The 24,670-nt window shown below is 71.7% G+C and carries 21 protein-coding genes and 1 pseudogene; 10 read left to right on the top strand and 12 right to left on the bottom strand.

Features of this window, described 5'->3' with window-relative positions:
- Positions 1-31: 31 nt before the first annotated feature.
- Together OG700_RS00550 and OG700_RS00555 are read left to right on the top strand one after the other, a co-directional pair.
- Positions 32-520 (top strand): MarR family winged helix-turn-helix transcriptional regulator, encoded by a 489-nt coding sequence (locus OG700_RS00550; protein ID WP_405607136.1) that lies wholly within the window; start codon positions 32-34, stop codon positions 518-520.
- Positions 517-1,821 (top strand): MFS transporter, encoded by a 1,305-nt coding sequence (locus tag OG700_RS00555; protein ID WP_405607139.1) that lies wholly within the window; start codon positions 517-519, stop codon positions 1,819-1,821. The genes OG700_RS00550 and OG700_RS00555 overlap by 4 nt, the downstream gene beginning before the upstream one ends.
- A gap of 15 nt (positions 1,822-1,836) precedes the next feature.
- Here OG700_RS00555 and OG700_RS00560 read toward each other — a convergent pair whose 3' ends face one another.
- The gene (locus tag OG700_RS00560) at positions 1,837-2,406 is read right to left on the bottom strand and encodes a PadR family transcriptional regulator (protein WP_405607142.1); all 570 of its coding nucleotides are present in this window, start codon (positions 2,404-2,406) and stop codon (positions 1,837-1,839) included.
- Positions 2,407-2,481: 75 nt separating this feature from the next.
- Between OG700_RS00560 and OG700_RS00565 the strand changes: the two genes are divergently transcribed.
- Entirely contained in the window at positions 2,482-3,327 is an 846-nt protein-coding gene (locus OG700_RS00565) for an SGNH/GDSL hydrolase family protein (RefSeq protein ID WP_405607145.1), read from the top strand.
- On the opposite strand, the gene OG700_RS00570 is transcribed toward OG700_RS00565, so the two are convergent.
- Entirely contained in the window at positions 3,266-3,856 is a 591-nt protein-coding gene (locus OG700_RS00570) for a helix-turn-helix domain-containing protein (protein ID WP_405607148.1), read from the bottom strand. The two genes, OG700_RS00565 and OG700_RS00570, sit on opposite strands and share 62 nt — an antisense overlap.
- A gap of 83 nt (positions 3,857-3,939) precedes the next feature.
- Between OG700_RS00570 and OG700_RS00575 the strand changes: the two genes are divergently transcribed.
- Together OG700_RS00575 and OG700_RS00580 are read left to right on the top strand one after the other, a co-directional pair.
- A complete protein-coding gene (locus OG700_RS00575; RefSeq protein WP_405607151.1) occupies positions 3,940-4,926 on the top strand; it encodes an NAD(P)/FAD-dependent oxidoreductase in 987 nt (328 codons plus the stop codon).
- 59 nt (positions 4,927-4,985) lie between these two features.
- Positions 4,986-5,654, top strand: coding sequence for a class I SAM-dependent methyltransferase (locus OG700_RS00580; RefSeq protein ID WP_405607154.1), 669 nt, complete (start codon positions 4,986-4,988; stop codon positions 5,652-5,654).
- Positions 5,655-5,681: 27 nt separating this feature from the next.
- Here OG700_RS00580 and OG700_RS00585 read toward each other — a convergent pair whose 3' ends face one another.
- The 8 genes from OG700_RS00585 to OG700_RS00620 all read right to left on the bottom strand — a co-directional run bounded on the left by OG700_RS00585 (position 5,682) and on the right by OG700_RS00620 (position 14,843).
- Positions 5,682-6,344, bottom strand: a complete 663-nt coding sequence (locus OG700_RS00585) for an HAD-IA family hydrolase (RefSeq protein ID WP_405607157.1) — start codon at positions 6,342-6,344, stop codon at positions 5,682-5,684.
- A 121-nt stretch (positions 6,345-6,465) separates the two neighbouring features.
- Positions 6,466-6,831 (bottom strand): iron chaperone, encoded by a 366-nt coding sequence (locus OG700_RS00590; protein WP_405607160.1) that lies wholly within the window; start codon positions 6,829-6,831, stop codon positions 6,466-6,468.
- A gap of 56 nt (positions 6,832-6,887) precedes the next feature.
- Positions 6,888-7,445, bottom strand: a complete 558-nt coding sequence (tpg, locus tag OG700_RS00595; RefSeq protein ID WP_405621348.1) for a telomere-protecting terminal protein Tpg — start codon at positions 7,443-7,445, stop codon at positions 6,888-6,890.
- Positions 7,446-7,450: 5 nt separating this feature from the next.
- Complete coding sequence (tap, locus tag OG700_RS00600; protein WP_405607163.1) at positions 7,451-9,607, bottom strand: telomere-associated protein Tap; 2,157 nt, start codon at positions 9,605-9,607, stop codon at positions 7,451-7,453.
- Between the two features lie 122 nt (positions 9,608-9,729).
- Positions 9,730-11,190, bottom strand: a complete 1,461-nt coding sequence (locus tag OG700_RS00605; RefSeq protein WP_405607166.1) for a GH1 family beta-glucosidase — start codon at positions 11,188-11,190, stop codon at positions 9,730-9,732.
- A gap of 117 nt (positions 11,191-11,307) precedes the next feature.
- Positions 11,308-12,237 (bottom strand): carbohydrate ABC transporter permease, encoded by a 930-nt coding sequence (locus OG700_RS00610; RefSeq protein ID WP_405607169.1) that lies wholly within the window; start codon positions 12,235-12,237, stop codon positions 11,308-11,310.
- An 18-nt stretch (positions 12,238-12,255) separates the two neighbouring features.
- Entirely contained in the window at positions 12,256-13,326 is a 1,071-nt protein-coding gene (locus OG700_RS00615) for a carbohydrate ABC transporter permease (protein WP_405607172.1), read from the bottom strand.
- A gap of 152 nt (positions 13,327-13,478) precedes the next feature.
- Positions 13,479-14,843 (bottom strand): ABC transporter substrate-binding protein, encoded by a 1,365-nt coding sequence (locus OG700_RS00620; RefSeq protein WP_405607175.1) that lies wholly within the window; start codon positions 14,841-14,843, stop codon positions 13,479-13,481.
- 272 nt (positions 14,844-15,115) lie between these two features.
- Here OG700_RS00620 and OG700_RS00625 point away from each other — a divergent pair, with 272 nt between their 5' ends.
- The gene (locus OG700_RS00625; RefSeq protein ID WP_405607178.1) at positions 15,116-16,147 is read left to right on the top strand and encodes a LacI family DNA-binding transcriptional regulator; all 1,032 of its coding nucleotides are present in this window, start codon (positions 15,116-15,118) and stop codon (positions 16,145-16,147) included.
- 79 nt (positions 16,148-16,226) lie between these two features.
- Positions 16,227-17,067, top strand: a pseudogene (locus tag OG700_RS00630) (alpha/beta fold hydrolase).
- Positions 17,068-17,089: 22 nt separating this feature from the next.
- Here OG700_RS00630 and OG700_RS00635 read toward each other — a convergent pair.
- A complete protein-coding gene (locus OG700_RS00635) occupies positions 17,090-18,193 on the bottom strand; it encodes a medium chain dehydrogenase/reductase family protein (protein WP_405607181.1) in 1,104 nt (367 codons plus the stop codon).
- 168 nt (positions 18,194-18,361) lie between these two features.
- Here OG700_RS00635 and OG700_RS00640 point away from each other — a divergent pair, with 168 nt between their 5' ends.
- From OG700_RS00640 to OG700_RS00650, 3 genes are read left to right on the top strand one after another with little or no spacing between them, the layout of a single operon-like run.
- The gene (locus tag OG700_RS00640; RefSeq protein WP_405607184.1) at positions 18,362-18,703 is read left to right on the top strand and encodes an ArsR/SmtB family transcription factor; all 342 of its coding nucleotides are present in this window, start codon (positions 18,362-18,364) and stop codon (positions 18,701-18,703) included.
- A 3-nt stretch (positions 18,704-18,706) separates the two neighbouring features.
- Positions 18,707-19,213 (top strand): SRPBCC family protein, encoded by a 507-nt coding sequence (locus OG700_RS00645; protein WP_405607187.1) that lies wholly within the window; start codon positions 18,707-18,709, stop codon positions 19,211-19,213.
- A complete protein-coding gene (locus OG700_RS00650; protein WP_405607190.1) occupies positions 19,213-19,833 on the top strand; it encodes a dihydrofolate reductase family protein in 621 nt (206 codons plus the stop codon). Before OG700_RS00645 ends, OG700_RS00650 begins: the two co-directional genes overlap by 1 nt.
- 76 nt (positions 19,834-19,909) lie before the next feature.
- On the opposite strand, the gene OG700_RS00655 is transcribed toward OG700_RS00650, so the two are convergent.
- Positions 19,910-24,505, bottom strand: a complete 4,596-nt coding sequence (locus tag OG700_RS00655) for a HEAT repeat domain-containing protein (RefSeq protein ID WP_405607193.1) — start codon at positions 24,503-24,505, stop codon at positions 19,910-19,912.
- Positions 24,506-24,670: the final 165 nt, after the last annotated feature.

Here is a 24,670-nt window from a genome sequence, read left to right on the forward strand (position 1 = left end):
CCAGTTATCACAGCACTGTTATATTAGCGCTGTGACATTTTCGGATCCCACAGCGCTGCCCGACCCCTGGCGCTCCCTTCACCAGCTGCTGGCCACCATGGACGCCGAGATCGAGAAGGTCTACGTCGAGCGTGGCATCGAGGGCATGCGGCCCCGGTTCGCCTATCCGCTGATCAGGCTCGCGCACACCGGCCCACTGACCATTCGCGAGCTCGCGAAGTCCCTGGACCGCTCGCACTCCGCGATCAGCCAGACCGTCGCGGCCATGCGCAAGGAGGATCTGGTCAGCTCCGAGCCGGGGCCCGACGCCCGCACCCGGCGGATCGACCTGACCGAGCGCGGCCGGTCGCTGGTGCCGTTCCTGGAGGCGGAGTGGCGCGCCACCCACGCGACGGTCGCCGAGCTGGACAACGAGGTCCCGTATGCGATGACCACCGTTGTCGAGGAGGTGCGGCGGGCACTGGAACGCAGGCCGATGCGGCAGCGGATCCTCCACCACATCGTCGAGCCACCCCGATGAGGGGGCGTGTCCGGTTCCTCGACACCCGTCCGCTGCGTGGCAATCAGCCGTTCCGCGACCTGTGGATCGGCACCTCGGTCTCCCAACTCGGCGGACAGATGGCCAACGTGGCGGTGCTGGCCCAGGTCTGGGATCTGACCGGCAGCCCGGTGGGCACCGGTGCCATCGGGCTCGCCACCGGTCTGCCGATGGTGCTGTTCGGGCTGCTCGGCGGCACGTTGGCCGATACCGTTGACCGCCGCGCGCTGGTACGGGCCACCACCGCGGGACAACTGCTGGCCGCCGCGGGGCTGTGTGCCCAGGCTCTGGAGGCCAACCGGAACGTGCTGCTGTTGCTCGCCCTGGTCGCCTTGAGGAGTGCCTGCGGCGCTCTCGGCGCTCCCGCCCGGCGCACGCTCCCGGTCCGGCTGTTGCCGGGCGACCAGGTCGCGGCAGGGCTCGCGCTGACCAACGTCTCCTTCCAGGCCGCGATGCTGGCCGGGCCCGCGATGGCCGGGCTGATCATCGCCCGCTGGGATTTCTCCGCCGCGTACGCGACCCAGGCCGTGGCCATGGCGATCTCGATGCTCGCGGTGGCCCGCCTCCCTGTCGTACGACCCGAGGGCGCGGCCACGACAGGCGGCAGGCGCAGGCCGGAACGTGGCGGCTGGCGGATCGTCCTGCGCCGCCCGACGCTGTGGGGCTCGATGGCCACCGACCTGTCCGCGACGCTGCTCGCCATGCCCATCGCGCTCTTCCCGCTGGTCAACGAGATCCGATTCGGGGGAAATCCGCAGACCCTCGGCCTGTTCCTCTCGGCCGTCGCGGTCGGGGGGATCACGGCCGGTCTGCTCTCCGGAACGGTGACGCGGTGGCGTCGTGGCGGCCTGGTGCAGTTGTCCGCCGCCGCTGTCTGGGGTGTGGCGCTGGCCTGTTTCGGCCTGGCCGGGCCGCTGTGGCTGGCGCTCGGCTGCCTGGCCGTGGCGGGCGCCGCCGACACCGTGTCCGTCGTCACCCGCAGCGCCCTGGTGCAGTTGGAGACCCCGGACGTGTACCGGGGGCGGGTCTCCTCGGTGGAACACGTCATCGGCGTCGCGGGCCCCGAACTCGGCAACTTCCGTGGTGGCCTCCTGGCGTCGGCCACCTCCGCCTCCTTCTCCCTGGTCGTCGGCGGACTGTCCGCCGTCCTGGCGGTCGCCGCCGTGGCCGCGACCAACGCACCCCTTCGCGCCTACCGCACACCGACCGCCACCGTCACCGCGAAGCCGACCGCCCCTGAGGGCACCGAAGCGCCGGCGCCCGTAGGACCCGTCGAGGTCTGACGGCCGGCCCGGACTTCACGCGGGGCGCGTCACCCCCTGCTTGGCACGGATCAGACCGGCCGCCCATACGCACCAGTCCTCCGCGTCGGCCTCGTAGCGGATGCCGCGCCGGCAGGTGAGGTACGGCCCGAGGTGGCCGGTCGTTCGTACGAACTCCGCCTCGTCGCGGCCGGACAGGATCGAGGTCTCCGTGCGGCGGAGCACGGCCAGTTTCTCCCGGGCCTCCTCCGCGCGGCGCCCGAGATGGGCGAGCAGCGCGTCGGGCTCCACCACGTCGGCGCACTGCACCGCCACGGTCAGCTCGTCCCGCAGGTTCGTCGGCCGCAGCGGCCCGGCGGCGAAGTCGACCAGCGCCTGAGTGCCGGTGTCGGTCAGCGAGTACAGCCGCTTGGTCGGCCGCGACTCCTGCACCACTTCGGTGGCCCGGACGAGTCCCTCACCGTGCAGGCGGGTCAGCTCCGCGTAGAGCTGCTGGGGCCGGGAGTGCCAGAAGTTGGCCACTCCGACGTCGAAGCGTTTGGTGAGTTCGTAGCCACTGGCCTCGCCCTGGATCAGGGCCGCCAGGACGGCGTGTCGCAGAGACATGGCGTCACCCTATCCGGGCTGTTCGGAGCCGTTCCGGACTGTCCGGAGCGCAATTAGTCATCTACATTAATAGTCATGGATATGACTATGGGGACGAAGAGCCTGGTCGCGGTCGGCGACAGCCTCAGTGAGGGCGTCGGTGACCCGTACCGGGGCGGCGGACTGAGGGGCTGGATCCACTACCTGACGGCCGGGCCCACGGGCCACGCCGCCGACACCCCCGGCCCGGAGACCGGCTTGGAGACCGGCTTGGAGACCGGCTTGGAACTCGTCGCGAATCTGGCGCGCAGCGGCGCCACGGTCGCCATGCTGCGCCGCCACCAGCTGGACCGCGCCGTCGCGCTCGCGCCCTCGTACATCACCTGCGTGATCGGGGTGAACGACGTGATCGCCGGCCGCTTCGATGTCGCCCGTTTCGAGGAGGACTACGCCCAAGTGGTCGCCGCGCTGAGTGGGGCGGCGACCGACGGCGTCCTGACGATGACGCTGCACGATGTCGCCGCCGCGCTGCCCCTCCCGTCCACGAGGCGGGCGGAGTTGCGGCGCCGGATCGCCGAGGCGAACGAGGTGATCGAGCGGGTGTCGCGGCGCCACGGGACATGGCTGGTGGACTTGCGCGCGGCGGCCCGCGTGGACGGGGCCGGGATCGTCTGCGTGGACCGACTGCATCCGAACCGGCGTGGCCACCGCTATCTCGCCGCACTCGCCGGTGATGTCCTGCGCGCACGCGGCGGCGTCGCGCCGGGACCGGGGGTGGCGGTCCCCGACCAGGATCCGCTGCGCGAACGGATCGCGTCCGGGGTACGGCACACGGTCTGGGTCGGCCGTCACCTCGTACCGCCCCTGGTCGGGGCGCTGTTCACTTCCCGGCGGGCCGGGCGCGTACGTGCATCTTCTCCCCCTGCCGACCGAAGATGGTGAGGAATTCCACCGCTTCCGTGCCCGCGGCGGCCCACCCGTGCGGGGTGCGGGTGTCGAACTCGGCGGCCTCCCCGGCGCTCAGCACCAGGTCGTGCTCGCCGAGGCGCAGCCGGAGCCGGCCGGCCAGGATGTAGAGCCATTCGTAGCCCTCGTGCGTTCGCTGTTCCAGTTCGCCGGTGTGCTGCGGGCCGGCCGGGATGATCTGCTTGTACGCCTGGAGCCCGCCGAGATGGCGGGTCAGCGGCACGAAGGTCATGCCGTACCGCGTGAAGGACCGCAGATGGACGCGGGGGTCGCCGGTCGGGGGCGCGTCCACCAGCTCGTCGAGTTGCACGCCGTACGCCTTGGCGAGCGGCAGGAGCAGTTCCAGTGTCGGTTTGCGTCCGCCGGACTCCAGACGGGACAGCGTGCTGACCGAGATCCCGGTCGACTCGCTCAGCAGGGCCAGTGTCGTACCGCGATCGCGGCGCAGGGCGCGCAGGCGCGGTCCCACGCCGTTCAGGACGGTCGAGAGGTCGTCGTCAGCCATGCTTCCATTTGCCACCTCGGCAAGGAAGTTTGTCAAACGACGAGGCGTGGACGGAACATCTCCAGCAGATGGAGGTGGTTCACATGCAGGTACAAAAAGTAGATTTCGATGTCGTGGTGATCGGTGGCGGAGCCGCCGGGCTGAGTGGGGCGCTGACCCTCTCACGGGCGCGCCGCTCGGTGCTGGTGATCGACTCCGGCGAGCCGCGCAACGCCCCGGCGGCCCATGTCCACGGCTATCTGGGACGTGAGGGCATCGCACCCGCCGACCTGGTCGCCGTGGGACGCGAGGAGGTGGCCGGTTACGGCGGCGAGTTCCTGGCCGGCCGGGTGGCGGCGGTCAAGGGATCGGCCGCCGAGGGGTTCCGCGTCGTACTCGAAGAGGGCGCGGCGGTGCCCGAGGTGACGGCGCGCAGGCTGCTGGTGACGACGGGGCTGGTCGACGAACCGCCGCCGGTTCCGGGAGTCGCCGAGCGGTGGGGGCGCGAGGTGTTGCACTGCCCGTACTGCCACGGGTGGGAGGTACGTGACGCGCCCATCGGCATCCTGGCGACGGGGCCGCTCGCGGTGCACCAGGCCCTGATGTGGCGGCAGTGGAGCGGTGACGTGACGCTGTTCCGGCATACGGCGCCCGAGTTCGGCGACGAGCAGTACGAGCAGCTCGCCGCGCGTGGCATCGCCGTCGTGGACGGGGAGGTCGTGGCGCTGGAGGTGACCGACGACCGGCTCAGCGGCGTCACGCTGGCCGGCGGCCGGGTGATCGGTGTCCGAGCGGTGGTGGTCGCGCCGCTGTTCGTCGCGCGTGGGGGCGTTCTCACGGACCTGGGGCTGGCTGCGGTCGACCGGGAGATGGCCGGTCAGGTGGTCGGCACTCATCTCCCCACCGATCCGGCCGGCGCGACGTCCGTGCCCGGCGTGTGGGCGGCGGGCAACGTGGCCGATCCGACGGCTTTCGTGCTCAACTCCGCGGCGGCGGGGCTGCGCGCGGGTGCCGCGGCCAACGCGGATCTGATCGCCGAGGACACGCGGCGGGCGGTGGAGGCACGGCAAGGCGGTCGAAGCCAACCGTGACCGGCGGCAATGACAGCAGTGGCAGCGCACAGGATCGAATCGACGAAGGAGACACATCAATGACCCACGGTCACACCGCGGCGGACAACAGCACGGACAGCCCTGCCAACGAGGAGTTCTGGGACTCTCGTTACGGTGAGAGCGACCGGATCTGGAGCGGTGACCCGAACACGGTTCTCGTCCGGGAGGTCGCCGATCTGACGCCTGGCTCGGCGCTGGACCTGGGGTGCGGCGAAGGGGCCGACGCGATCTGGCTGGCCGGCCAGGGGTGGCGGGTCACCGCCAGTGACATCTCCGGGGTCGCCCTCGCCAAGGCCCGGCGGCACGCCGCCGCGGCGGACGCGGGCGTCGCCGACCGTATCGACTGGCAGCGGCACGACCTGGGGATCTCCTTCCCCGCCGGGACCTTCGATCTGGTCTCGGCACAGTTCCTGCACTCACCGGACAACATGCCGCGCGAACAGATCCTGCGGGCCGCCGCGGCGGCCGTCGCGCCCGGCGGAGTGCTTCTGATCGTGGGGCACGCCGGACTCCCGTCCTGGGAGCCCGGCCCCGAGACCGATGTGTCACTCCCCACACCGGCCGAGGTTCTCGACTCGCTCGAACTGCCGGACGGGGAGTGGGAAGTGCTGCTCAGCGACGAGCACGAGCGGATCCAGACCCGGCCCGACGGGCAGCCGGGCACGCGTACGGACAACGCGCTGAAGATCCGGCGCCGCGCCGTGTGACGGGCCGCGTCGGCCGCCGGGCCGCCCTCAGCCGCGGGGCGGGCTCGAGTCGGCCCGGCCGATGATCGGGAGCAGAGCCTCCCGAAGGGAGGCGGCCTCGCGGTGCAGCACCCCGGTCATGCCGAGCGCGCCGGCCGCGTCCACGTTCTCCTGCCGGTCGTCCACGAACAGGCAGCGGTCCATGGACACGCCGGCGCGCTCGGCCGCGATCTCGTAGATACGGTGGTCCGGCTTGGCCACGCCCACGCGGGAGCTGTTGACGACACTGTGCGCGAGGTCGGTCAGCCCGAGCCGGTCCAGATCCTCGTCGAGCCAGTGCGTCGCGTTGGTGACGAGCACCAGCGGACAGTGTTCCCGGACGCGCCGAAGCAGCGCCACGACCGTCTCGTCCATCCAGAAGTCGGCCAGGGTGAAGGCCCGCGCCAGGGCCTCGGCCTCGTGCCGCGGCACATGCGGCACGAGGTCCCGGACGATCGATTCGGCCCACTCGTCGCGGGTGATCCTCCCGAGCAGCAACGGCAGGTCGTTCTCCGGCGCGAATCCGATGGCGGCCGTGGTGCCCTCCGGCAGTCCCGCCGCCCGCTCAAGGCGGGTCACCTCGGACATGTCGAAGAAGCGGATGACGCCGTCGATGTCGCACAGCACCGCGTCGAAGGGCAGGTCACGGGCGCCCGGCCGGTTCGCGGTCATACGGCGCGGTCCCGGCCGGTCCGAGCGGCCGGTGTGTCGTGCGCGGCGTGCGCGGCGTGCGCGGCACCGCCGAACTCGCCCGCTCGCGGCGGTTGTTGCCCGATCTTCGATCTGCGGATGCTCAACAGATCGGGCCTGACCGGGTGGCGGTAGCCCGCAGGAGGTCCCGTACGAGGTTGAAGTCGATGGCCTCGGGCTCGCGGAACCGCAGGCAGCCCTTGCCCATGTCCTGCCCGGCCAGCCGGTTCTCGAACGCTTCGCGGACATCGGTGCGCATGAGGTAGAGGGAGATGTACCGCTTCTGGCCGGCGAAGGCGATCTCGGCCGTGCCGTCACGCCGGTAGACGGGCATGCCGTACGCCATCACCTCGGTGAACCCCTTCAACTCCGCCCGACACAGCCGGCGCACTTCGGCCAGGGCGTCCTGCTGTTCCTCGGGGACTTCGGCGAGATAGCCGTCGACATCTGCCGCCTTGCTCTGCACCATGAGGCAAGCATATGCCGGGCCTGAGCTCCGACTGTGGGCGCGGCCGGCTGAAGCGCTCAGAGGCCCATCTCGACATAGTCCAGGTCGGTGAAGTCGACCTGGAGGTCGGTCGCGCGGCGGCCGTGGTCCTTGAAGTACTGCTCCTGGAGCCCTTCGGCGACGATGCCGCGCAACTCGGCCTCGTTCGCGCCCGTTCCGTGCGCGGCCAGCAGGCGGGCCGCGAACTGGGGAGGGAGCAGTTCGGTGACGCGCCGCATCCGGGGGTCGTCGGTGGAGCCGACCGCCGCCGTGAAGCCGAAGCGGGCGCGCGTCTCGACCACGATGCCCGTACTCGTGGCGGCTTTCGTCATCGCCTCCTTACGGACGCGGGGCTGCCAGTCCTTCCGTACCGCCGCCGCCAGCCGTTCGGCGAGCGCGGCCCGGGGACGCTTGAGGTCGCCCTTGAGATAGCGCTCGACGGTGCGCTGCGAGCAGCCGAGCCGGCGCGCGACCACGCGGGTCGAGCCCTTCTCCTTCTTCACGAGGAACCGCATCCGCGCGCCCGCGGACTTCGGGATCGGGCGGGTCGCGGTGTTCTCCGCGGCTTTGGTGATGCTGTCGCCGATGATGCCCACGGCTCTCACTCACCCTCGGTGACGGCATCGACGCCGTCCTTGATGTGCCGGGCCGGGTTGAGGCCCTCGTCCAGCAACTGGGCCGCCCAGAGCAGCGGTTTGGTGCCTTCGTGCTTGACCATGCCGGGGCTGACGCCGAGCCGGAAGGTGCCGGGGGCCGGTCTGCCGTCGGGAGTGTGCGGCAGGAGGTCGAGCGGGCTCGGGCTGTCGGAGAGGAAGACGACGCCGTCGGAGAGCACCGCGATCGGCAGGAGCGCGTCGTCGTCGAAGTGCAGACGGCCGGCGGGCGGCGGCGCGGACTGGGTGGCGACGGCTGTCTTGAGGAGTTTGCGATGCATGTTGGTGCGCGCGGCGGCGATGACGGCGGCGCGGATGTCGGGCCGCCAGGTGGGCCGTTTGAGGGCGGGCCAGCGCTCACCGGGCCGGTAGGCGATGCCCTGCGGTCGCTCGCGGAGCTTGCCGATACCGCCCTTGACCGTCGACTTGATCGCGGAGAGGACGGCGGCCCCGCCGGGGTCGGACCGCTTGTGGTCGGCCATCGCGGCGAGGAAGGCGTGCTCGTCCAGGTCGGCGGTGACGCCCAGTTCGGCCATCGTCGTCTTGTAGGCGCCGGCGAGGCGCTTGTACCAGAAGTCCAGATACGGGCCGTTCTCCGGGCGCACCCACGCTTCGACGGGGCGCAGGGTGACGGGCAGTCCGTACGTGGTGACCAGTTCGTGCGCGTAGGCGACCGTCGGCGTGGCATACCAGGCCGGCCCGGTGGGGCGGCTGCCGCGCGGAGTGAACGGGGAGGGCAGACGGGGGTCCATCTCGATGCCCGACAGGTCGATCAGCCAACTGCCCGGCAGCGCCTTGTCGAAGTCGGGCGCCGTGAGATGGACGGGCTCGCCGAGGCCGACGGGCAGGCGGTTCGCCGCGGCGAGGAAGGCGGTGTTCACGTCGATGCCGACCGCGTACTTCCTGGCGCACTCGGCGTCGGTGAGCAGTTGCGGATCGCGGATCCAGTCGTGGGCCTCCTCGTCGATCGCCTCGGCGGGGGTGCGGCGGTGACCGCGCGGATACAGCGGGGCCACCACGGGGTGCTCGTCCGGTGCCTCGGGCGGCGCTGGGTCGACGGCCCGGGTGAGGGAGCCGGGCACCGGGCCCGATGCCCAGGTGCCGGTCGCCGGGTCCTTCACCGCGCGGGTCGGCGGGCGCAGGGCGGTCATCAGTTCCAGGCCGGAGACGGCGGTGGAGCCGCACGGGGTGATGACGCGTGCGGCGTACGTGCCGAGCACGTGGGCCAGTTCGGCGGGCGGCAGGGTCGCCGCGCCCGGCCAGCCGCGCGGGTCGAGCGCGTCCCACGGGAGCACGGCCAACTGCACGCACTGGCGGCGTCCGTCGCGGGCCGGTCGGTAGATCCGGGCCCACGGGCCGAAGCCTCGCTTCGTCAACGTCCACTTCGCGCGGGCGATCAGCTTGTTGACCTTGTGGTCGTCGGGCAGCCGCAGACCGCGCCGGTCTTCCAGTACGGAGGGCAGTCCGAGGCGCAGCGCGGCGGACTCGGTGAGGACGATCAGCGGGTCGGAGTCCCTGCCGTTGCGGTCGAGGCGGGGCGCGCCGAGGCGGGCGTCGGTGAGTGCCCACTCGACGAGCGCGGGGATGTCCTGGGCCGGGCATCGCAGGACGAGGCCGCCGACGCAGTAGGCGTTTCCGTCGCCGTCGAGTACGGCGACGGGGCCGTTGGCGAACTGACTGTCGGGGGCGGCGAGTTCGGGTGCGGGGGTGGTGTGCCGCCGGGGCGCGCTCTTCTTCGGTGCGGGCTCCGGAGCCGGGGCGGGTGGGGCCGGTGCAGGAGCCGGGGCCGGGGCCGGGGCCGGGGCCGGTGCGGGCTCCGGGGCCTGGGCGGGGATCGGGTCCGCGTCCGGCACCGCGGGCGCCAGTTGCGCCGCGATGCCCTCCAGGAGCTTCGCGTACGCGGCGCGCGTGGCGCCCTGCGGTTCGCTGCGGCCCGCCTCCCACGCCGCGACCGTCGTACGGGTGACGTCGAGCGCCGCGGCGACCTCGGCCCGGGTGAGGCCGTAGTCGCCGCGCAGCCGTGCCCGTTCCGCCGGTTCGGGCAGCTGTGTACGGCGCGGCCCCGGCTTGAGAAGGGCGTCGACGGGGTCGGGCTTCTTGGGCATCCGGCACTCGCTCCTTCGCGCGTCAGCCCTGGTCGACGGAGGCGGTGTGGTGCGGCTGGGCCATGACGATCCGGTACATGAAACGGATCGTAGCGCGCGTGGCGGGTTCTATCGCGCGCCGGTCACCGCGGCCCCGTTCCCGGCTCGTCCCCGGCCCCGTCCCCCGGGGTGACGGTGGCCAGACTGCCGCTGCGGGTGAGTTTGGCGTACCAGTGGGCGCTGGCCTTGGGGATGCGCCGCTGGGTGGCGTAGTCGACGTACACCGCGCCGAAGCGCCTGCTGTAGCCGTGGCCCCACTCGTAGTTGTCGAGCAGCGACCACAGGAAGTAGCCGCGCACGTCGGCTCCCGACTCGATGGCGCTGTGTACGGCGGCGAGGTGGTCGCGCAGATAGTCGATCCGCTCCGGGTCGTGGACCTCGCCGTCGGGGTTGGCGTAGTCGTCGAACGCCGCGCCGTTCTCGGTGATCATGACCGGCAGGTCCGGGTGGTCCCGGCGTACCCGCATCAGCAGCTCGTACAGACCGTCCGGGTCGATCGTCCAGCCCATGGCGGTGCGGGGGCCGGGCGTCTGGTGGAAGGCGACGTCGTCGGCGGCCGGCCACGGGCTGTGGTCGCTCGCGCCGTGGCCGTCCGAGCGGTGGGCGGGCTCTCCCTCGTGGTGGGAGACGAGCGTCGGTGAGTAGTAGTTGACGCCGAGGAAGTCCAGCGGCCGGTTGATGAGCGTGGTGTCGCCGTCCTGGACGAAGGACCAGTCGGTGAGCGCCGAGGTGTCCGCCACGACGTCCTCGGGATACGCGCCGTCCAGCATCGGTCCGGTGAAGATCCGGTTGGCGAGCCCGTCGATCCGGCGGGCCGCGTCGAGATCCGCCGCGCTGTCGGTCAGGGGCCGTACGTGGTGGAGGTTGAGGGTGACGGACAGCCGCGCGTCCGCCGGGAGCCGGTCGCGCAGGGCCTGTGCGGCGAGTCCGTGGCCGAGGTTGAGGTGGTGGGCGGCGCGCAGAGCGTCGACGGGGCTGGTGCGGCCGGGGGCGTGGACCCCGGAGCCGTAGCCCAGGAACGCGCTGCACCAGGGTTCGTTGAGTGTGGTCCAGGTCTTCACGCGGTCGCCGAGCGCGTCGGCGACGAGGGCCGCGTACTCGGCGAACCGCTCGGCCGTGCGGCGTTCGGGCCAGCCGCCCGCCTCCTCCAGATGCTGCGGAAGGTCCCAGTGGTAGAGGGTGATGACCGGTTCGATGCCCTTGGTGAGCAGGTCGTCGGTGAGGCGGCGGTAGAAGTCGAGTCCTTCTTGGGAGGCGGGGCCGCTGCCGGTGGGCCGTACGCGCGGCCAGGAGACCGAGAAGCGGTAGGCGCCCACGCCGAGGTCGGACATGAGAGCGGTGTCCTCGCGCCAGCGGTGGTAGTGGTCGGCGGCGATGTCACCGGTGTCGCCGTTGCGGACCTTGCCGGGGGTACGGGAGTAGACGTCCCAGATGGAGGGGGTGCGGCCGGCTTCCCGTGCGGCGCCTTCGATCTGGTAGGCGGCTGTCGCGGTGCCCCAGATGAACTCGGGCGGAAAGACTCGTACGGAGGGGGATGTGGCCACGAGGGTCCCTTTCAGGAGTTGAACTGTGTGCCGTGTGCGGTGTGTTGAGCCGCGCCGCTGTACGTGGGCGAGGAGGGCGGGGCCCGTAGGGCGCGAGGCAGGGGTGCGGGGCAGGCGTCAGCCCTTGACCGCTCCCTGCATGATCCCGCCGACTATCTGGCGGCCGAAGACGACGAACATCGCCAGCAGCGGCAGGGTTCCGAGCAGCGCGCCCGCCATGATCACGGACTGGTCGCGCACATAGCCCGCGCTGAGTTGGGTGAGTGCGACGGGGACCGTGGGGTTGGTCATGTCGAGGGCGATGAACGGCCAGAAGAAGTCGTTCCACGCGTGCACGAACGTGATCATGAACAGGACGGCCATGGGCGGCCGGGCGATCGGCAGCACGATGCTCCAGAAGATCCGGAGCGAGTGCGCGCCGTCCAGGCGCCCCGCCTCGATGAGCTCGTCGGGCAGCGCCTCCTTGAGGTACTGCCGCATGAAGAACACCCCGACGGCGCTGACCAGCGTCGGGAAGATGACCGACGGGAGCGTCTGCCCCCAGCCGAGGTCGGCCATCATCATGAACAGTGGTACGACGCCGAGCTGCGGCGGCACCATCATCGTCCCGATGACCAGCAGCAGGAGAAGGTTCCGCCCCCTGAAGCGCAGCTTGGCGAAGGCGAAGCCGGCCAGGGTGGCGAAGAAGACCGTCGACAGCGCGATGACCCCGGCGACGATCAGGCTGTTGAGCATCGCCTTGCCCATCGCGGCGTCCTGCCAGGCGATCCCGAGGTTCTTGAGCAGGTTGGGTCCCGGCAGGAAGGGCGGCGGGCTCTGCGAGACGCGGGTGTTGTCGGTGGAGGCGGCCACCACCGTCCAGTACAGCGGAAACAGGGAGACGAGCGCGGCGATGCCGAGCAGGAGGTAGGCCAGTGGTCCGGCGTGGTGTTGGCGGCCGGCGCCGGGGCGCAGCGCGCGGCGGATCCGGCGGCTCCCGGCGGGGGCGGGGGACTTGGGTGCCCGGTCGCGTGCGCCCGCCCGGACGGGTGCGGTGTCGATGGTCATGCGGCTGCTGCTCCCTGGTCAGGACGTGGCGGACGGCGTGGACTTGGCCTTCTTGGCGGCCGTGGCCGCCCGGGCCGGCCGGCCCGCCTTGACGCGGGAGGCGAGGCGCTGGAGGACGAAGACGAGGATCAGGATCAGGAACATGGCCCAGGCGATCGTCGCGGCCCGCCCCATCTGGTAGTTCTTCCAGCCCTCTTCGTAGAGGAGCAGTCCCAGCGTCTGGTACTGGTTGTCGGCGCCCCCGCTGATGCCGTTGGGTCCCTGGCCGAAGATCAGCGGCTCGCCGAAGAGCTGGGTCGCGCCGATCGTGGACAGCACGATGGTGAAGACGATCGTGGCGCTGATGCCGGGGACGGTGACTTTGCGGAACTGCTGCCAGCGGGACGCCCCGTCGATGGCCGCCGCCTCGTAGAGGTCCCTCGGTATCGCCTGCATCGCGGCGAGATAGAGCAGGGCGTTGTAGCCGGTCCAGCGCCAGATGACGATGGCGGAGATGGCGAACTGGGCGGGCCATTTCTGGTTCTCCCAGTCGACGTTCTCGATCCCGAAGAAGCTCAGGCCCCAGTTGATCATGCCGAAGTCGCGCTCGAAGAGCATGGTGAAGACGAGTGCGGCGGCGGCGATGGAGGTGGCGTACGGGGTGAGGACGGCGACCCGGAAGAACGTCGAGCCACGGAGCCGGTAGTTGAGGAGATGGGCGAGGACGAGCGCCATCAGCAGTTGCGGGACCGTGGAGATGACACCGATGGTGAAGGTGTTGGTGAGCGCGTTCCAGAACCGGTCGTCGTCGATGAGTTCGGTGAAGTTGGCGAGTCCCCGCCACTCCATCATGTCCATGGTGGACAGCTCGACGCGGTGCAGCGAGATCCAGAAGGTGTAGATCAGCGGGTAGAGGCCGAAGGCTCCGAAGATGAGGAAGAACGGGGCGATGAAGGTGTACGGCACCGCTCGTACGTCCAGCCGGTGCAGAAGGGTGCGTCGCGACTGGCCCGTGGCCGCGTCGCGGCCGGCGCCGTCCTTCCCGGCGGAGCCGTCCGGGTTCGGGGGCGGCTGCCCGTCGGTGCGGGCTGCCGGGGTGGAGGTGGCCACGCGGGCGTCCTTCCTTGAGGTCCGTGGGGTCCGTGGGGTCCGTGGGGTCCAGGGCGGTGGTGGGTCGGGGCGGTGGCGGCGCGGTGGGCGGTGGGGTGGCCCGGCGGCCGGGCCGGTCAGGTGGCACCGGCCGCCGGAACCGCCTCGCCGGTTCAGCGCGTGAGCTTCTTGATGCGCTCGTCCGTCGTCTTCCACGCCTCGTCCGGGCTCTTGCCCTGCCCCTCGATCAGCTGGAGGCCCGCCGAGAACGTGTCCTTGATCGTGCCGTCCTTGCGCCCGAGTACCTGCTCGTCCGGGATCTCCTTCGCCGCGTCACCGAAGATCTGGCCGATCGGCGCGTCGCTGAAGTACGCGGACTTGCCGTTGGCCACTTCGGGTACGTCCAGCGCCGTCCTGGAGGAGGGGAAGTTGCCGAGCTTCTCGAAGATGACCGCCTGCTGCTCGGGCGCGGTCAGCCACGCGACGAGGTCGGTGGCCTCCTTCTTCACCGGGCTCTTCTCCATCACCCCGAGGAACGAGCCGCCCCAGTTGGCCCCCTTGGGCGCCCTGGCGATGTCCCACTTGCCCTTGTTCGCCGGTCCCGCCTTCTCGCTGATGTGCGCGAGCATCCACGCGGGACAGACCGCCGTGGCGAACGTGCCGTTGGCCAGACCCGGGTCCCAGCCGGGCTGGAACTGCCGCAGCTTGGCGGTCAGTCCGGACTCGGCGGAGTCGGCGGCCAGCTTCCAGGCGTCCTCGACCACGGGGTTGTCGTTGTAGATGAGTTCGCCGTCCTTGTCGTAGAACTGCTTGTCATCGCCGTAGATCATCGCGTTGAACAGGCCGCTCGAACTGTCCATGAAGGCGACCTTGTCCTTCTTGCTGCCTTCCTTGAAGTCCCGGCCGACGTCGACGTACTTGGACCAGTCGCCCGCCCACAGCTTCTCGACCTCGGCGCGCTCGGTCGGCAGACCTGCCTGCTCGAACAGGTCCTTGCGGTAGCAGACCGCCATCGGGCCGATGTCCGTGCCCAGCCCCAGCAGCTTGCCGTCGCCGGTGGTGACCTGGCTCGACTTCCACGGCAGGAAGTGGTCGAGGCCCGGTGTCTTGGACAAGTCGGCGAACTTGTCCGCCCGGGTGTCGACCAACTCCTTGGCCCGGCCTATCTCTATGCCCTGGATGTCCTTGAGGCCGCTGCCGGCGGCCAGATGGGTCTGGAGCGCCGTGTAGTACGTCTGCTCGTCGCCGGACACGTCGGCCTCGATGACGATGTCGGGGTTGTCCTCCATGTACCGGTCGAGGAGCCCCGACTCCTTGAACCCCATGACGCCGTACAGCCCCATGCTGATGACGGTCTTGCCGTCCTTCGTCTTCGCCTTGTCCGTGTCACCGCCGCCTCCGCACCCGGCGACGAGTACGAGGGACAGACCGGCCGCCGTGACCGCGGCGAGGGTCGGGAAACGTCCCCGGAAGCGGTTCGGGAAGCGGGACGGGAGAGCGGAGAGGGTCGATCCGAAGCGATGACGGGCGGTGCCCATGTGCTTCCTCCTTGCGGGGCGCTCGACGCGCCGAAAGTGACTCACTGAACACACCGGACACGGGTCCGGCATCCGGCGAACGGGAGAATGGGAGCGCTCCCAGTCGGTTGTGGAAGACTCTGCGGAGAACGTCGCACCGTGTCAAGAGTTGAAGGCATTTCCGTTGCCGGGAGATGTCCGGCAACAGCCGGGGCGCAGCGGTACGTCGCGGGTCAAGTGCCCTGCGCAGGCGGGAACAGGGCGGCCCTGCGGGGCGGAGTCGAGGAGCAGCGATGAACAGCCGTAAACACCAAGGTCAGCGGCCAACTCTTGAAGCCGTCGCCGAGCTGGCGGGGGTGGGCCGCGGGACGGTCTCGCGGGTCGTCAACGGTGCGCCCGGCGTCAGTGCGAAGGCCCGTGCCGCGGTCGAGACGGCCATCACGGAGCTGAACTACATACCCAACCCGGCGGCGCGCAGCCTCGTCACGAGCAGGACCGACTGCGTCGCCCTGGTGATCCCCGAGTCGGAGAGCCGGCTGGCGGCGGAGCCGTACTTCTCCGCCGTGATCCGCGGTGTGAGTACGGAACTGGCCGAGACCGAGATGCAGTTGCTGCTCATCCTGGTGCGCGACCGGCGCGAGCTGGACCGGCTGACGCGCTTCGCGGCGGCGCGCCGGGTGGATGGTGTGCTGCTGGTGTCGATCCACGACGACGACCCGCTGCCGGGCCTGCTCGAAGAGATGCGCATGCCGACCGTCCTGGCGGGCCGCCGCTCGCCCGAGGAGTCGCTGAGCCATGTCCGCTCCGACAACGTCGGTGGCGCCGCGACGGCCGTACGGCACCTGCTCGACGGCGGACGCACCACCATCGCGACGATTACCGGACCGCTCGACATGGACGTCGGCAACAGCAGGCTCCGGGGCTGGCGTGAGGCCCTGGCCGAGCGGCGCGGGACGGCGCGGGACGAACGCCTCGTCGCCGTCTCGGACTTCACCGAGGAGGGCGGGCGTACGGCGATGCGCGACCTGCTCGACCGCGCCCCCGGGATCGACTCCGTGTTCGCCGCGTCGGACGTCATGGCGGCGGGCGCGCTGACCGAACTGCGCGAGCGGGGGCGGCGGGTGCCCGACGACGTGGCGGTGATCGGCTTCGACGACTCGGTCATCGCCCGGCACACGACACCGGCGCTGACCAGCGTGCGGCAGCCCATCGAGGCGATCGGCCGCTCGATCACGCGGCTGCTGCTGGAGGAGATCGCGGAGCCCACGACCGCCCGCCAACAGCTCCTGCTGCCGACGACGTTGGTGGTACGGGACTCGGCGTGACGGGCGCGGTGCCGGCCGGGCGGGCGGGCGGAGGGAAACCCGGTTGCCGCCGTTCCGGGCCGCCGACAAGGTCCACGGCATGCCTACCTACTCCGCCCCCGACGGCACGCGGATCGCCTATCACGCACTCGGCGCGAGCGGCCCTCCCCTGGTCTGTCTGCCCGGCGGACCCATGCAATCCTCCGCATATCTCGGCGAGTTGGGGGGTCTCTCCGCGCACCGGCAGCTGATCATGCTGGATCCTCGCGGCACTGGCGGGTCACAGGCTCCTCGGGACACCGGCTCCTACCGGTGCGACCGGCTCGTCGCCGATGTGGACGCGCTGCGCGCGCATCTCGGTCTCGACCGGATCGACCTGCTCGGTCACTCCGGCGGGGTGAATCTGGCGGCGCTGTACGTGGGCCGCCATCCGGAACGCGTCGGCAGGCTCGCGCTGATCACGCCGAGCGTGTGGGCGGTCGGCATCCCGGTCTCCGGCGAGGTGCGGCGCGCGACCGTACGGCCGCGCCACGACGAGCCGTGGTTCCCGGCGGCGTACGCGGCGCTGGAGGCGATCACCGAGGGCCGCGCCACGGCCGGCACCTGGCAGGCGATCACGCCGTTCTCGTACGGCCGCTGGGACGAGGAGGCGCGGGCCTACCAGGCCACCGGGGAGGAGCAGCGCAACGACGAGGCCGCGGCCGTGTTCGCCGGGGACGGCGCCTTCGATCCGCAGTTCACGCGTGCGTCGCTCGGCCGGTTCGAGCGGCCGGTGCTGCTGCTCGCGGGCGAGGTCGATCCCGGCCCCACCGACGATCGTGACCGAGTTCGCCGGGTTGTTCCCGAACGCCGAACTCGTCGTCCAGCCCGGCGCGGGGCACTTCCCGTGGCGCGACGACGCCGACCGGTTCGTGGCGGCCACGGCGGCGTTCCTGGCCTGAACTGCCGCCGGGTGAGGGTCGGTTACGCCGAGTGGTCACCGTTGTCGCCGTTGTCGCCGCTCCCGTCCCGCGCGGCGTCCGGGACCAGGACGACCTTCCCCGTCACCGTGCCGGACTCGGCCAGGGTCATCGCGTCGGCCGCCCGCGACAGCGGTACGCGTGCCGCCACCCGCGACGTGATCGCCCCGTCGGCGAGCAGGGTCAGCACCTCGGTGAGATCGGCCCGCAGCCGGTCCCGGAAGGCGTCGGCGCGCCGTTTCCCGGCCCAGATGTTGAAGAAGTGGGCGCTCCTGCCGTTGGGCAGCGCGTTCCAGAGCTGGAGCCGGCCGATGAGCTTCAGAACGGGCCACTTGGACGAGCCCGCCACGTCGCGGGTCGAGGCCGTGCCGTACGAGACAAGGGTGCCGCCGGGAGCGAGGAGCCGGAACGACGCGACGATCCCCTCGCCGCCGATGTGGTCGAAGACCGCGTCCACCCCCTCCGGGGCGATCTTCCGGACCGCCGCGGTGAGGTCGGGCGTGCGGTAGTCGATGGGGTCGGCGCCCAGTTCCCGGACGGCCGCCTGGTGCCGGAGGGAGGCCGTCCCGATGACGCGGGCGCCCGCGTGGCGGGCGAGCTGGACGAGGGTGGAGCCGACGCCGCCGTTCGCTCCGAGTACGAGTACGGTCCGGCCCGCCCGTACACGGGCGACGCGGTGCAGCATCCGCATCGCGGTGATGCCGTTCACCACCAGGGTCTCGGCCTCTGCCGGGTCGACACCCGCGGGCACCTCGACCAGATCGACCGCAGGTACGAGCAGGTGGCTGGCCCAGCCGCCGGTCTTGGTCAGCACGGCGAACCGCCGGCCGAGAAGTGCGGCGTCCCCGCCGGGCCCGACCGACGCGACGGTGCCCACCACGTCGTAACCGGGAGTGAAGGGGAAGGGCGGCTGGTCGAAGTATTTCCCGCGCCGCATCTGCTGTTCGGCGAAGGAGACACCGGAGGCCTCCATCACCAGGAGAACCTGTCCGGGCCCCGGGGCGGGCACGGGCCGCCGCCGCACCTGAAGTCCGGCCGGTTCGACAACGCCGGGGAGGACGACCTCGGTCATCACTGCCCGGTCGCCGGTCTGCCGCAGTTCGTTCATGGCACTCAACCTCTCAAATTACCCACACTTACGTTAGAAGCTATAACTGGAGTGTTATCCCATTGCGATGCACTGTCAAGCAAGGCCCGGATCTCACCCGGCACCGGCGAAGACGTCGCCCGATTTCTTTCAACTTGACGTATGCCCATATCGGCATACGATTGATCCATGGCACGAGCAGCGACGACGTCGGACGTCTTCAACGCGATCGCCGAGCCGCAGCGCCGGGAGATCCTGGCACTGCTGCGGGCGGGTGAGCGGTCGGTGACCGAGTTGGCCCAGGAGTTGGGGATGACCCAGCCTGGGGCGTCCAAACACCTGCGGGTGCTCCGGGAGGTCGGACTGGTGCGCGACCGCAAGGCGGGCAAGCAGCGCCTGTACGGCCTTGACGCGGGCGGGCTGAGGCCCGTCCACGAGTGGGCCGGCGGTTTCGAGCAGTTCTGGAACGAGAGCTTCGACCGACTGGACGTCTACGTGCGGGACCTGAAGCAGACAAGGAAAGCGGAGTAGCTGATGAGCACGACAGAACGAGGAACGCCGGGGCAGCCGGCGAGAGCCGACCGCGAGATCGTCATCTCCCGGATCATCGACGCCCCACGGGAGCTGACGTTCGAGGCGTTCACCGAGGTGCGGCACCTGTCGCGATGGTGGGGACCGGAAGGGTTCACCACCACCACGCGGGCGTTCGAGTTCCGCGTCGGCGGGGAGTGGGACTTCGTGATGCACGGACCGGACGGGACGGACTACCAGGAGTCGATCACCTGGACCGAGCTCGCCCCGCCGGAACGGATCGCGATGCTCCACGGCGAGACCCGCGGTGACCCGAACGCCTTCGAGTCGGTCCTGACGTTCGAGCCCGAGGGCACGGCGACCCGGATCAAGATGCACACGGTGTTCCCCACCAAGGAGCTGCGCGACGAGGCGGTCGAGAAGTACCACGCAATCGAGGCCGGCGAGCAGACCCTGGGCAACCTGGCCGCATACGTCACCGAGATCGTTCGCAAGGGAGTTGAGGGCTGATGGCCGGGAAAGTGTTCTTCAGCGTGTCGATGTCGCTGGACGGGTTCATCGCGCCCGAGTCCGCCGAGGACTTGATGAAGCAGCAGTGGATGGAACTCCAGCGGTGGGTCTTCCCGCAGCGGTACTTCCGGGAGAGCCTGAAGCTCGGCGGGGGCGGCGAGGAGGGGCGCGACAACGACATCGTGCGGGAGACGTTCGAGCGCACCGGCGCGGGCGTGATGGGCAAGCGCATGTTCGACGCCGGCGAGCGGATGTGGCCGGAGGAGGCGCCGTTCCACACGCCGGTCTTCGTCGTGACGCACGAGAAGCGTGACCCCTGGGAGCGGCCGGGCGGGACCACGTTCCACTTCGTCAACGACGGCATCGAGTCCGCCCTCGCCCAGGCCCGCGAGGCCGCGGGCGACCGGGACGTCCGCGTCTCGGGCGGCGGCGCGACGATCGTGGAGTACGTGAACGCCGGCCTGATCGACGAGTTCTCGATCGCGCTCTCACCCGTCCTGTTCGGCTCCGGAATCCGCCTCTTCGAGGGCGTGGACGCCGGCCGCGTGGCCCTGGAGCAGGTCCGCTCGGAGCCCTCCCCGAGGGTGACGCATGTGACCTACGCCGTCCGGGAGCGGTAGAGGCGATACGCGCACCCCTACGGGGCGAGGCGCCGGGAGTCGGCCGACTCCCGGCGCCGACCGTCGAAAGGGCCGTTCACCGGGACGATCGTGGGGTTCGCTCCTGTTCCCCGGCGGCCGTGATCCGGTCGAGTACAGCGGTGTAGACGGACCGCTTGTCGGGTCGTGCGTGGTCGGCCGCGTGCCGGAGCGGGGGTACCGCGCGTCGGTCCAGGCGCAGGAGACCGTCCAGTGCCGCGCCGCGAACGGCCGGGTGGGGGTGGTCGAGCAGGCCGACGATCGCGGGGACGGCGGGCTCCCACCCCGCGTGGGTGAGGGTGCGGACGGCCGAACGCACCACGTCCGGCTGTGCGTCGCCGAGCAGTGTCGACGTGTGGTGCAGGTATGTCGCCGGGTCGAACAGCGCCCGGGAGGTCCGGTGGGCGTGGAGGCGGACGCCGGGCCGGGGATGGTGCAGCAACTCACCTATGAGCGGGTGCAGTTCGGGGTCCTCGGGCGCCGATGCCGTCGCGCGGGCGCGTTCGGGTGACGCGTTCCGGGCGGGGTGCTCCTCGGTGAGCCGGGTGAGCGCCAGGCGGATCTGTTCGGGGCTGCCGGTACGGGCCAGCCGCAGCAGTTCCTGCCGGGACGGGCCGCCGGGGTCTCCTGCGGGCTCGGTCAACCGCGCCTTCTCCTGGTCGACTTGGCGCTCGGCGGCCGGGTCGCGCAGCGGTCCGTCGACCAGGAGGAGACTGTCGGCGTCGCTCTCCCGGCCCTCGGCCCGCAGCCGGCGGCAGAGGTCCGTGAGCGCGGGGGTGCGCAGCAGCGTACGGCCGGCGAGCAGGTCGAGGAATCCCCACGCGCCAGCGGCGATACGGTCGCCGAGGATCACGGCGAGCGTGTCCGCCGGTACGGCGCGCAGGGCGGGAAGGACCTCTTCCGGAGCCCGCTGCCACCACTCCAGGAGTTGGGGTACGAGCGGTTCCAGCGCGGACGGGTCGAGCTCCGCGGCCACGCGGGCCCGCCGTTCGTACCGGATCCGGGCACCCCCCGGCTCCGGATCGGCCAGTGCGGCGAGCACGCCGGCCGATCGGGCGTCGACGGGGACGTCGACGTCGACGCGGCCGTCGAGATACGCGTGCAGCACGGCCGAACGGACTTCGGGATCGGGCCACTTGAGCAGCGTGACGGCGGCGGTACGGCGCCGGTTCGGGTCGGGTGCGGCGAGCATGTCCAGCAGCCGTGTGCGCAGGGCCGCCGAACGCGGCTGATCCAGGTCGTCCGCGCGTACCTTCCGGTCCGCCGTCCGTGCGGTCGAGACGTCGGCGGCGGTCTCCCGGAGCGTCCAGGGCGGCGCGTCCAAGGGCTGGAGCGCCGTCATCCGGTCGAGGAGAACGGACCGGGTGGCGGGGTCGGCGGCGATGTACGCGCCGGCCAACGCGGCAAGCCGCGAACGGGAGTTGGGCTGGCCGACCGCGGCCGACACGCCGGTGGGGGCGGCCGGTCGGGCCGACCGCCGGGCCACCCCCGGGTCGGTGGAGGGCGGCGCGTCCGGGATCGCGAACGCCGCGCGCAGCACGGCCGCTTCGGCCCGCGCGGTGGCCGCCGCGGCGAGCGCCCGGTCGAGGTCGGCGCGTGTGAGGACCGCGCCGCAGCGGCGCAGCAGGGTCAGTGTCGGGGCGGGTGGGGTGCCGGGCAGCGCCCGTACGGCGTCGGCCACGGCGCGCTGGTGAATCGTCGGCAGTGTGGGTGCCAGCTCTTCGAGCACGGAGACGATGTCCCGCCCGTCCTCACCCGAAGTCGCCGCGTCCGTCAGGCACATGAGCAGGAGCCGGGTGTGTCGCGCGTAGGTCCGTCTCTCGGCGTCGGACAGCGGACCGGGGCACAGCCGCACCGCCACCCGCGCCAACCGCGTCCGTGTGTCGGACAACCGGCGGCCCGGCGCCACGTCCGGTGCCGACTCGGCCAGTTCGAGCCAGTCCGCGAGCGTCGGCCGCAGCCCGCGCAGCGAGTGGCGCGCGGGCAGCTCCTCGCGCCCGGCGATCCGCAGCGCGATCGCGGGCCGCCAGCCGCCGGACTCCAGCGCGTCGATGCCGGAGAGGCCGGGGAGGTCTGAAGGGGCGGCGAGGTCGGCCGGCGCCGCGCCGTCCGACGGGCGCTCGGGGAGACATCCGCCGAGCAGCCGGCGGGCGCGTGGTTCCTCCGTACGGTCGACGGCGGCGCGCACCGTCGCCTCGTAGGCGCCGCCGAGGATGGCGCGCAGGGCGTCGACGAGCGCGGCCCTGAGCCCCGGATTGTCGTGTCGGCCGAGCCAGTTGAGGAGCTGGGGCACCGCGGCCGGGGTGCCCGCCTGGACGAGCACCCCGGCCGCGGTCTTCTTGATGTTCATGTTCGGGTGGTCGAGGCAGGCGGCGATCGCGCCCGCCGCCCAGCGCGCCCGCGCGTGACCGAGGGCGAGGAGCGCCTGCCGTACGGTCTGGATGTCGTCGGCGGCCGTCAGGGTGACGAGGCTCGCCGAGAGTGCCTGCGCGTCGGCGCCGTCGGAGTCCCGCGCGAGCAGCGCGATCACGTGTTTGCGCAGGTGGGGGTTGCGGTGTCGGAGCAGCCGGTGCACGCGCGGCCGGATGTGCGGGGACGGGATCCGGGTGAGCAGTTCGAGGAGGATCACCCGTTCGGCGTCCGTCGTCCCCGGGCGGTCGAGCAGGCCGAGGACCATGGTGGCGGCGAGTGCGTTGCCCGCCGCCTCGGCATCGGCGGTGTCGAGCAGGCAGGACGGCCGGATCCTGCGCCGTGCGTGGAGCCCACGGCCGGGGCCGCGTACGGCTTCGAGTACTTCTCCGGGCACCACGGGCACTCCGGTCGGGCGCTCACCGGTGGCCGGTCCGGCCGACTGCCGGGGCTGCGCCTGGTCGGTGAACATCCGCTCGGCCAGGGCGAGTTCGGTGACGACACAGAGCAGGAGGTCGGCGATGACCGGGAGCGTGCCCGCGCCGCCGTAAGCGGCCAGTCCGCACAGCGCGGCCACCGGTTCGTCCCGGTTCACGCGAGCGCCGAGCAGGGCCAGTTCGTCCTCGTCGGGTCCGCCGAGGTCGGCGGCTATCCGTGCGGGCAGCTCGGCGGGATCGAGACGTACGAGGAGGGCGCGACGCTCGGCCGCGTCCTCGGTGAGCTGCCAGAGCAGCTCAAGCGCCCGGTGCCGGACGGCGCGCAGGTGCGGTGCGACGACACTCTCGCCGTCCGCCGCGGCAAGGCCGAGCCCGTCCCGCAACGCCGCCGCGGTTCGCCGTCCCCCGATGGCCTCCAGGGTGTGCAGCGCGGTCTCGGGCTCGGTCGCCAGGCGTGCCAGTACGGTCTCTTCCGCGGCCGTGTGGCGCAGCGTGCGCAGCGCGTCGAGAAACGGCCGAGGGGTCGAAGTCGCCGCGAGTGTAAGGGTGATGGCGTCGCCGACCGGGAGTTCGCCCCCGCCGTTCGCCGCGCCGGCGCCACCCCCGGGGCCGCCCGCGCCTTGTCCGGCCAGCTCGACCAGCAGGGCGAGCCTGCGCGGCCAGCTCGGATCATCGGCCGGGGCATCGGTCAGCAGGCGGAACATGTCCTGCCGGCAGGTGAACAGGATCGTCGCGATCTCGCGCGGCGCGATGGCGTGGTCGGCCAGCGCGAGTGCGACGACGGCGGGGACGTCGGACCCGGTGACGAAGTGGCCGCGCCGGTGGAGCCCGCGCAGGCAGGTCACGGCCGGCTCGCCGAACAGCAGCGGGTCGCGCGTGGCGACGGCCGTCAGTTCGCGGATGTCGTCGCGGGTGGCGAGTGTGCCGAGCAGTTCCAGGGCGCGGCGTCGCAGCCGGGGCGGCCGGTGCGGGTCGTCGATGACCTGTCGCAGTACGCCGCTGTGGCCGTGCCGGGCGAGCGCGGTGAGCGCGGCTTCGGCCACCTCGGCGGCGGGCAGGAGCGCGGAGAGGGGGCCGAGCGGCAGGGGCTCCAACGACGCCCAGGGCTCGGAGAGTTCGGCCAGCGCGGCGACGACGGTCCGGGCCCCGAAGGCGTTCAGGTCGAGCAGCCGCGACAGGTGGGCGCGGACCAGCGCGACGGACAGTACGCCGGTGTGCAGCCCTTCCCGGGCCAGCCTCAACGATTCGCCCGCCAGCACCTGGTCGCCGCTGTCCAACAGCTCCGCCACCAGTTGTCGCGGCCGACGGGCGTCGGCGATGGCTGTCGCCCGGACGGCCTGGTAGAGGGGTTCGCTCGCCGGCACCCGGCGGACGGCCGTCGGATCGTTGGCGATCTCGGCGCGCAGCCAGGCGATCCGTACGCGTGCGGGGAGCCCGTCCGTACGCCACGCGGGGGTCCGGTCGGCCAGGGCGTAGGGCGTCGGCGCGTACGGTCCGAGCCGCGCGTACAGCCCCGCCAGCACGAGCGAGTCCTCCGCCGCCCGGGCCGGGGGCTCGGCCGCCGCCATCGCGGTGGGCAGCAGCGGGGCGAGCCGTGCGCGCGCATCGGTGGAAGCACCAACGCCCATGACCCGCTCACCGAGGAGCGCCAGCCCCAACGACCGTACGTGTGGGTCCTGATGTCCGAGAAGCCGCTCGAAGACGTCCGGCGGGCAGACCGCCGGGTCCAGCAGTCCGGACAGCCGGCGGATGTCGGAGCGCCGGAGCGCGCTGTCGAATACGTCGAATACGTCGTCTCCGGGCGTCATTCGGTCGATACTAGGCAGGGCCTCGGCCGCTCCACCAATGGAATTCGAGGCAGGGCACGCGAGTCGCGACGACGAGCGTCGCGGCGGAGCGGACCGGCCGTATACGAGGACTTCACCGGCGCCGCACCGACCGGGGCGGTGCTGATCGACGGTGCCGGCAGCACC

The sequence above is a fragment of the Streptomyces sp. NBC_01508 genome (assembly GCF_045040315.1).
Taxonomy (GTDB): domain Bacteria; phylum Actinomycetota; class Actinomycetes; order Streptomycetales; family Streptomycetaceae; genus Streptomyces.